The 8150-nt window shown below is 34.8% G+C and carries 8 protein-coding genes and 1 pseudogene; 7 read left to right on the forward strand and 2 right to left on the reverse strand.

Features of this window, described 5'->3' with window-relative positions:
* Nucleotides 1–76 precede the first annotated feature (76 nt).
* A complete protein-coding gene (locus VFS71_RS16115) occupies nt 77–2191 on the forward strand; it encodes a TonB-dependent receptor (protein WP_326402570.1) in 2115 nt (704 codons plus the stop codon).
* A gap of 142 nt (nt 2192–2333) precedes the next feature.
* Here VFS71_RS16115 and VFS71_RS16120 read toward each other — a convergent pair whose 3' ends face one another.
* Nucleotides 2334–2750 carry a hypothetical protein gene (locus VFS71_RS16120; protein WP_326402558.1) on the reverse strand — a complete coding sequence of 139 codons (417 nt, stop codon included), beginning with the start codon at nt 2748–2750 and terminating at the stop codon, nt 2334–2336.
* Between the two features lie 166 nt (nt 2751–2916).
* Between VFS71_RS16120 and greA the strand changes: the two genes are divergently transcribed.
* The 3 genes from greA (at nt 2917) to VFS71_RS16135 (ending at nt 5078) form a co-directional block, all read left to right on the forward strand.
* The gene (greA, locus tag VFS71_RS16125; protein ID WP_219316018.1) at nt 2917–3393 is read left to right on the forward strand and encodes a transcription elongation factor GreA; all 477 of its coding nucleotides are present in this window, start codon (nt 2917–2919) and stop codon (nt 3391–3393) included.
* A gap of 59 nt (nt 3394–3452) precedes the next feature.
* A complete protein-coding gene (locus tag VFS71_RS16130; RefSeq protein ID WP_326402560.1) occupies nt 3453–3842 on the forward strand; it encodes an HIT family protein in 390 nt (129 codons plus the stop codon).
* Between the two features lie 69 nt (nt 3843–3911).
* A complete protein-coding gene (locus VFS71_RS16135) occupies nt 3912–5078 on the forward strand; it encodes a transglutaminase domain-containing protein (protein WP_326402563.1) in 1167 nt (388 codons plus the stop codon).
* A 4-nt stretch (nt 5079–5082) separates the two neighbouring features.
* On the opposite strand, the gene VFS71_RS16140 is transcribed toward VFS71_RS16135, so the two are convergent.
* Nucleotides 5083–6228, reverse strand: coding sequence for a HAMP domain-containing sensor histidine kinase (locus VFS71_RS16140; RefSeq protein WP_326402565.1), 1146 nt, complete (start codon nt 6226–6228; stop codon nt 5083–5085).
* Between the two features lie 281 nt (nt 6229–6509).
* On the opposite strand from VFS71_RS16140, the gene VFS71_RS16145 reads away from it, so the two are divergent.
* From VFS71_RS16145 to VFS71_RS16155, 3 genes and pseudogenes are all read left to right on the forward strand, one after another.
* Entirely contained in the window at nt 6510–7397 is an 888-nt protein-coding gene (locus VFS71_RS16145; RefSeq protein WP_326402568.1) for a flavin reductase family protein, read from the forward strand.
* Between the two features lie 20 nt (nt 7398–7417).
* Nucleotides 7418–7792 (forward strand): DUF3127 domain-containing protein, encoded by a 375-nt coding sequence (locus tag VFS71_RS16150; RefSeq protein WP_326402569.1) that lies wholly within the window; start codon nt 7418–7420, stop codon nt 7790–7792.
* 130 nt (nt 7793–7922) lie between these two features.
* Nucleotides 7923–8150, forward strand: a pseudogene (locus VFS71_RS16155) (leucyl/phenylalanyl-tRNA--protein transferase); the annotation flags it as partial.

Genomic DNA, 8150 nt, shown 5'->3' on the forward strand with positions numbered 1-8150 from the left:
GCTTAAAGTAGCCAATTCGGAAACGACTCAATTTTCAAAACGGTTTCTATTTTCTGTTTTCTTTTCTCTATTTTCTATTATTTCTTTTTCTCAGGTAAAAGATACTACAAAGGTCAATCAGCTTGATGAAGTATTGGTTTCAGCTGTACGAGTTACTGCGAAAACACCAGTTACATTCAGTGATTTGGACAAAAAAGACATTAAAACACGAAATTTAGGTCAAGATATTCCCATTTTGATGAATTACCTGCCTTCTGTGGTGACTACTTCGGATGCAGGAAATGGTGTGGGTTATACGGGTATTCGTGTACGTGGGAGTGATGCTACCCGTGTGAATGTAACTATCAACGGAATTCCATATAATGATTCCGAAAGTCAGGGAACCTATTGGGTAAATATGCCTGATTTTGCATCGTCGGTTCAGAGTTTGCAATTGCAACGTGGAGTAGGGACTTCTACAAATGGAGCTGCAGCTTTTGGGGCGAGTTTGAATATGTTGACTGATTCGTATTCGGATAAGGCTTCGGGTGAAATATCCAGTTCTTATGGAAGTTTTAATACGTTTAAAAACACTGTAAAATTCAGCACTGGTTTGATGAACGACCATTTTGAAATTGCTGGTCGTTTGTCGGTTTTGAAATCAGATGGATATGTTGACCGAGCTAGTTCTGATTTGAAATCGTATTTCTTGCAAGGAACTTATGTAGGGAAAACAACTTTGATCAAAGCACTGGCTTTTGGAGGAACCGAAAAAACGTATCAATCTTGGTTTGGTGTGGATGCGGCAACTTTGGAAAGTGATAGAACTTTCAATGCAGCCGGAATGTTTACAGATGAATTTGGTAATATTCGTTTTTATGACAATCAAACCGATAATTACCAACAAGACCATTATCAATTGCATTGGAATGAAAGAATTTCTGAAAATTGGAGCACGAACTTAGCATTTCATTATACCAAGGGAAAAGGATATTATGAAGAATATCAAGAAGACCAAGATTTTGCTGATTATGGTTTAGCGCCAATTGTAGCAGCGCCTACAGTAAACACGACCGATCTTGTGCGCCAAAAATGGTTGGATAATGATTTTTACGGAACCACTTTCTCTGCCAATTATAAAAAAGACAATTGGGATGTTATTTTAGGAGGTGGATGGAATAAGTATGAGGGAGATCATTTTGGGAAAGTTATCTGGGCAAGATATGCTTCACAAACTGAGTTGGGAGATCATTATTATGATGATTTTTCGACAAAAACGGATGGCAATGTTTTTGCAAAAGCAAATTATAAGGTAGCTGATAAATGGAGTCTGTTTGGGGATTTGCAATTGCGTAACGTAACCTATAAGGCGAATTCGCCAGAAACAGGTTTGGTGGACGATAACTTTAACTTCTTTAATCCAAAAGCGGGTGTTACTTATGAATTGAATGAAATCAACAGTTTGTATTTTTCGTATGCGAGAGCTAATAGAGAACCAAACAGAACGGATTATGAAAATGGAAGTCCAAAACCAGAAAAGCTAAATGATTTTGAATTGGGATGGCGTTATATTTCAGATAAAATTAAACTGAACGCCAATACTTATTATATGGGTTATAAAGACCAATTGGTTTTGACGGGAGAACTAAATGATGTAGGGGCACCAATAAGAGCTAATAGTGGAGATAGTTACAGACTTGGGTTGGAATTGGATGCTACTTTTCAGCTTTCGGAAAAATGGGTATTGCAACCGAATGTGACTTTGAGTCAAAACAAAAACAGAGATTTCTACTTTACAAGAGATGGTGTTTTACAAAATCTAGGAAATACTAATATTGCCTATTCGCCAGATGTAGTAGCTGGAAATCGTTTAGGATTTACACCTATTAAAGATTTTCAAATATCCTTGTATTCCAAGTTTGTTGGGGAACAGTATATGGCCAACATCGATTCGGAAGGATCCAAATTGGATAGCTATTTTGTCAATGACCTGAATGTGTCGTATGAGTTTAGACCAAAAACTATTTTTAAATCGATTTTGATTTCAGCATTGGTCAACAATATTTTTGATTTGAAATATGTCAGCAATGGGTATTTCTATACTTATGATGATGATTACAGTAATCCGCCAGCAATTACAACAATTGAAGGAGCTGGATATTATCCTCAAGCGGGAATTAATTTCTTGGTAGGACTAAGTTTGAAGTTTTAGGGAATAATATCCTGGTTACGCGTGAAGGATAGAAGCAAGCTACCGAAGTAGCGCGGATAGCCTGACAGCATAAAGGAAAGGGAGCAACTCACCAGTACGATGAGTAGCTCCCTTTTCTTTATGGTGGCACGCACAAGTGGATTTAGTTGTAAATGCGAATAAGGTTTTCGTTTATTACCTGTACTCGGTATTGTTTTAAGGGATAAGGCATGCCTCCCTGGCCCGTGAATAAACTGTATTCTTTTTTGTCGCAAGAACAAAGCGCATTCACTCCCTTGATGGTCATGGCAGCACAACTGCTAACTTCCTGATTAGGGCAGGCAGCATCAAAAGCGTTGTAACCACTGCCTGTGTTGAAAACGATAATTCCACTAACCCCAACACCAGAATAATAGATGGCGTTGCTAGGATATTTTAGTGTAGAATAGGTAGGTAAGTTCAAGTTGAGATCAACAGAAAAGCTGTAATTGGGCAAATAAGGATTTTTGTTGGAGTTTTCATTGTTGCTGCAGCCTAGAAAAAATAGCGATGTAATAATTAAAAGAATGTAATTTTTCATATAAAAAATTAAATGTAAAGTATTAGTTAAACAAATTTAATTTATTTAACTTTGAAATTGTTATGATTAACATATAATTGTAAACTAAAAATAAAAATATAGTATCTTTGTGGAAAGAAATCCCGTCCTGATGGGATTTTTTCTATTTTATATAAATGAGGAAATTATGAGCGCAATATCTTATTACACAGCGGAAGGGTTAAAAAAATTAAGAGAAGAATTAGATTATTTAAAAAGCGTGATGCGCCCAAAGGCATCTCAAGATATAGCTGAAGCAAGAGATAAAGGAGATTTGTCCGAAAATGCAGAGTATGATGCGGCCAAAGAAGCGCAGGGAATGCTTGAAATGAGAATTGCTAAGCTAGAAGAGGTGCATGCTAATGCAAGATTGATTGATGAGTCTAATCTGGATTTGTCTAAAGTATTGGTTTTGTCTAATGTGAAAATAAAAAACCAAACCAATGGAATGGAAATGAAATACACATTGGTAGCCGAAAGTGAAGCCGATTTGAAGACTGGGAAAATATCGGTTACTTCTCCTATAGGAAAAGGTTTGTTGGGTAAAAAAGTAGGGGAAGTCGCCGAAATTACTGTCCCTAACGGTGTTTTGAAATTTGAAATTCTTGAAATTTCAAGAGAGTAATTTTTTAACTTTTGAATCGTTTATATGTTTAATCAATTCAACAAATAAACCAATCGATAATGAGTACTATTTTCAAAAAAATAATCGACGGAGAAATACCTTGTTACAAAGTAGCAGAAGATGAAAATTTCTTGGCTTTTCTAGATGTAAATCCAAATGCAAAAGGGCATACACTTTGTATTCCTAAAAAAGAAATAGACAAGTTTTTTGATATTGAAGATGATTTGTATCTTGGTTTGATGGCGTTCTCAAAAAAAGTGGCCATTGCCTTGGAAAAAACGGTTCCGTGTAAAAGAATAGGTGTGGCTGTTGTGGGACTTGAAGTGCCTCATGCTCATGTTCACTTAATTCCTTTGAATGAAATGGGAGAAATGACATTCAGACACAAAGTAAGTTTAACAAAGGATGAGTTTGAATCTTTGGCAAAAAGTATTCAAGCAAATTTGTAAAAATATATAGGTAAGAACACGAATCTTTTCAAAGGTTCGTGTTTTTTTATGCCTAAAAAAGGAATTGAAATGAAGTACATGTTTTTATTTTTGATGTTTACGGTTGTCAGTTTTGGCCAAACCAAAGGAGTTTATACTTTGGTTGATGCTAAAATGGACAAGATTCCTAATAATTTAAGTACCACAACCGTTGGAATTGCAGAATATATCAATGCTAATTTCAAATCTGAAAATGATAAAATAAGAGCCGCTTTTTATTGGACGGCCTCAAATATCAGCTACGATATTGAAAATATAGAATCAATTGATTACAAAGAAATTTCACAGGATAAAATAAAAAATGCAGTACTGACTAAAAAAGGAGTTTGTATTCATTATGCAGAGGTTTTTAATGATATTGCCAAAAAAGTAGGTATCAAATCGTATCTTGTTTTCGGATATACCAAGCAAAACGGAAAAGTAGATATACTTGCGCATGCATGGTGTTCCGCTAGAATTGATAATGTTTGGTGGCTTTTTGACCCCACTTGGGGATCTGGTTATGTTGATAAAAAGAAGTTTTTTAAAAAAATAAATAACCTCAATTACAAGGTTGCTCCAAGTCAATTTATCGCATCACACATGCCTTTTGATTATTTATGGCAATTTTTAAATCAGACAATTACAAATCAAGAATTTATTGAAGGTAAAACACAGTTGAATAAAGCCAAAACCAATTTTGACTTCGTTGCTCAAATCGGGGTATATGATGGTATGTCGGATTTGGATAAAGCAAAAACTTCTTTAATTCGAATGGAGAAAAATGGAGTTAAAAACAAATTGATTCAAGAGTTTGTTCTTTCAAAAAAGAGCGAGGTAGATGCTATCCAGAACAATGAAGCGATGGATAAAATGCAGGCAATCAGTGATGATTATAATCAAGCAATCACAATGTTTAATGATTTTATTTACTATCGAAATAATAGATTCAAACCAGTCTTACCGGATGATGCTATTAAGGCAATGATTGAATCTCCAAAACAGAAAATGATGGATTGCCAAAATCGTATTTATAAGATCGGTGCTTATAACGACAGCAATACCGCTAATGTAAAATCATTAAAGAATTCTATAATTGATATTCTTAAGCAAATCGAAGTGCAAGAGAAATTTGTGAATGATTATTTGAGCAAAAGTAAATCGGGTAGAAAATCAATGTTTACCACGACGACTTTTTTCGGAATTCCAGTTAGATAAAAATCTATGTTTTCCTCAAGATAATTTGCATTGTAGTTCCTTTTCCCATCTCGGAATGTAGTACTTTGATGGTGCCCTTGTGGTATTCCTCAACAATTCTTTTGGTTAAGGAAAGCCCAAGTCCCCATCCTCTTTTTTTGGTGGTAAAACCGGTTTCAAAAATACGGTGAAACTCTTTTTTTGGAATGCCACTACCAGTATCGGTTACGTTTATTTTCACGTGATGATTATCTTCTTCCATTTCCATTGACAATTTTCCTCTCCCTTTCATTGCATCAATAGCATTTTTGACTAAATTTTCTATCGTCCAACTGTGTAAGGTAGGGTTCAGTAAAATATTTATGGGTTTAGAAGGTCCTTTGAATGAAAATTCAATTTGGTCAGAAAAACGGGAAATTAAATAATTATAGGATTGTTTAGTTTCTTCGACTGCATCTTTTAATTCTAATTTGGGTTCAGAACCAATTTTAGAAAAACGGTCGGTAATAGTCTGTAAACGTTCAATGTCTTTTTCGATTTCAAGAGTTATGGATTCGTCAATATTTTCCATTTTTAGAATTTCTAGCCAACCAATTAGTGATGAAAGGGGTGTTCCTATTTGGTGAGCCGTTTCTTTGGCCATTCCTGCCCACAATTTGTTTTGGGTGGATATTTTATGCCCGAGGTAAAAATTGTAAATAAGAATGCCGCACAAAACGATGATTAATGACAAAGCAATTGGGTAATATTTCAGTTTGTCTATCAAGGAAGAATCACCATAATATAATTCCTGTGATTTTCCAGGCGCATAAATGATTTTTATAGGTTCATTTTCGCTTTTTAATTCGTTTAAATATTCAGCAGCCTTGGCTTTGTTTTTTATGATTTCCTCGTCAATATTTACGGAGTTTATAATGCTGTCATTTTCAGTCAAGATCAGTGGAATGGTGGTGTTATTGTTGAAAATCTGTAGCGGTAAATCCACTTCGGTATTTTCTTGGGCATTGATTAATGTTTTCTCGGCTGTAGCCCAAAGATTCATTTTTATTCGCTCCTCATTTTTGAATATTTGAAAAAAAGTATAGGTATTCCAAAGAATAATGGCAATTATCAAAAAGGAAATAAAAATAATGATCCAACGGATGGGGTTGCTGTTTTCAGAAAAATTCATAAAAGTAAATTTGTGGTATAAATATAACGAAATAATAGCCGTTGGATTGTGTTGGTATAAAAAAATCATTGTTTCTAACAGGCTAATTATAATTGTTTTTGGAGCTTATTCCTGCTGTCCGTTGTATTCCCGCTTAACAAAAACTACGGCAAAAAGCCTTGTTTTTCTAAATCGGGAGATGCCACTTCCATCAGGGCTAGGACATTTGTTTTCATAATATAATTGTTCAATTATCGATAATCTAACTGCTATTTTGTTATTTTTGTCCAAATAAAAATTTTATGATTAGCATTGATCCAAAAAGCATTGACACCGTAAAACTACAAGGCTATTTACAAAGTTCTGTTGGACCTCGACCTATTGCTTTTGCTAGTACTATTGGAAAAAATGGTATTCCGAATTTGTCGCCTTTTAGCTTTTTTAATGTATTCAGTGCCAATCCACCCATACTTATTTTTTCACCTGCAAGACGAGTAAGGGACAATACAGTTAAACACACATTAATCAATGCCGAAGCCACTGGTGAAGTCGTTATCAATGTGGTGAATTTCGATATGGTGCAGCAAACTTCATTGTCCAGTACAGAATATGCCGAAGGTGTTGACGAGTTTTTAAAATCAGGATTAACACCAGTTCCTTCAGATATAGTAAAACCTTACAGGGTTAAAGAGTCGCCTGTTCAGTTTGAGTGTAAAGTGACCCAGATAATTCCTTTGGGGACAGAAGGTGGTGCCGGAAATTTAATCCTTTGTGAAGTGGTTCGTATTCATATCAATGAAGCTATTTTAAATGAAAATGGAGCTATCGATCAACACAAAATTGATTTGGTTTCCAGATTGGGAGCTAATTGGTATTCCAGATCGAATCAAGGACTGTTTGAAGTACCAAAACCTCTTACAACTCTGGGTGTTGGGGTAGATGCCATACCTGATTTTGTTAAAAATAGCATTGTTTTTGATGGAAACGATTTAGGAATGTTAGGGAACATTGAAGCCTTGCCTACTAAAGAGGAAGTTAGTATATTTGTAAATCAAAATTTTGCAGTAAAGGCTGTTTTGAGCTCGGATGACCTTGAAAAACAGCATTTAGAAGCCAAAAGATATCTTTTGGACAATGATGTAGTTTCGGCTTGGAAAGTGCTTTTAGCCAAAAAAATAAAATCAAAGTAACAATAATAAACAAAAAGAAGATGGAAGTATTAGGAAAAATTAAAGTTGTTAATCCAGAGCAACAAGTAAGTGCGGCATTCAAAAAAAGAGAACTGGTTGTTACTACAGATGAGCAATATCCGCAACATATTTTGATTGAATTTACTCAAGACAAATGTGATTTGCTAAATAATTATAATATTGGTGAAGCTGTAAAAGTTTCTATCAATTTGAGAGGAAGAGAATGGATTAACCCACAAGGTGAAACAAGATATTTTAACAGTATTCAAGGTTGGAGAATTGAAAGATTGGTTGCTGATGCACCAACTCAACAAGCACCTCCAATGCCAGCTGCTGCAACTTTTGCACCAGCAACTAATTTAAATGAAGAAGAAGCAGACGATTTGCCATTCTAAAAAAAAATAAAAGCAATTTTCTAAATTCCAAATTCCAATTACGCATTTTAATTGGAATTTGGAATTTCTCATTTATTGGAATTTGAAATTGCATCGCTATTGAATTTGAAATTGATTTTTGAAATAGAAAATGTATTATTTATCTAAAGCTTTATTCTTTCCGCCAGTTTCTCACGCCGATAGTGATGGAATTCTTGCCTTTGGGGGTGACTTGTCTCCAGAGCGGTTACAGCTAGCATACAGAAGTGGAATTTTTCCTTGGTTTAATGAAGGGGAACCTATTATTTGGTGGTCACCTAATCCTAGAATGGTATTGTTTCTGGATGAATTGATAGTTTCCAAAAGTATGCGAAGCATC

Origin of the sequence: Flavobacterium sp. (assembly GCF_035760125.1) — a bacterium.
Taxonomy (GTDB): domain Bacteria; phylum Bacteroidota; class Bacteroidia; order Flavobacteriales; family Flavobacteriaceae; genus Flavobacterium.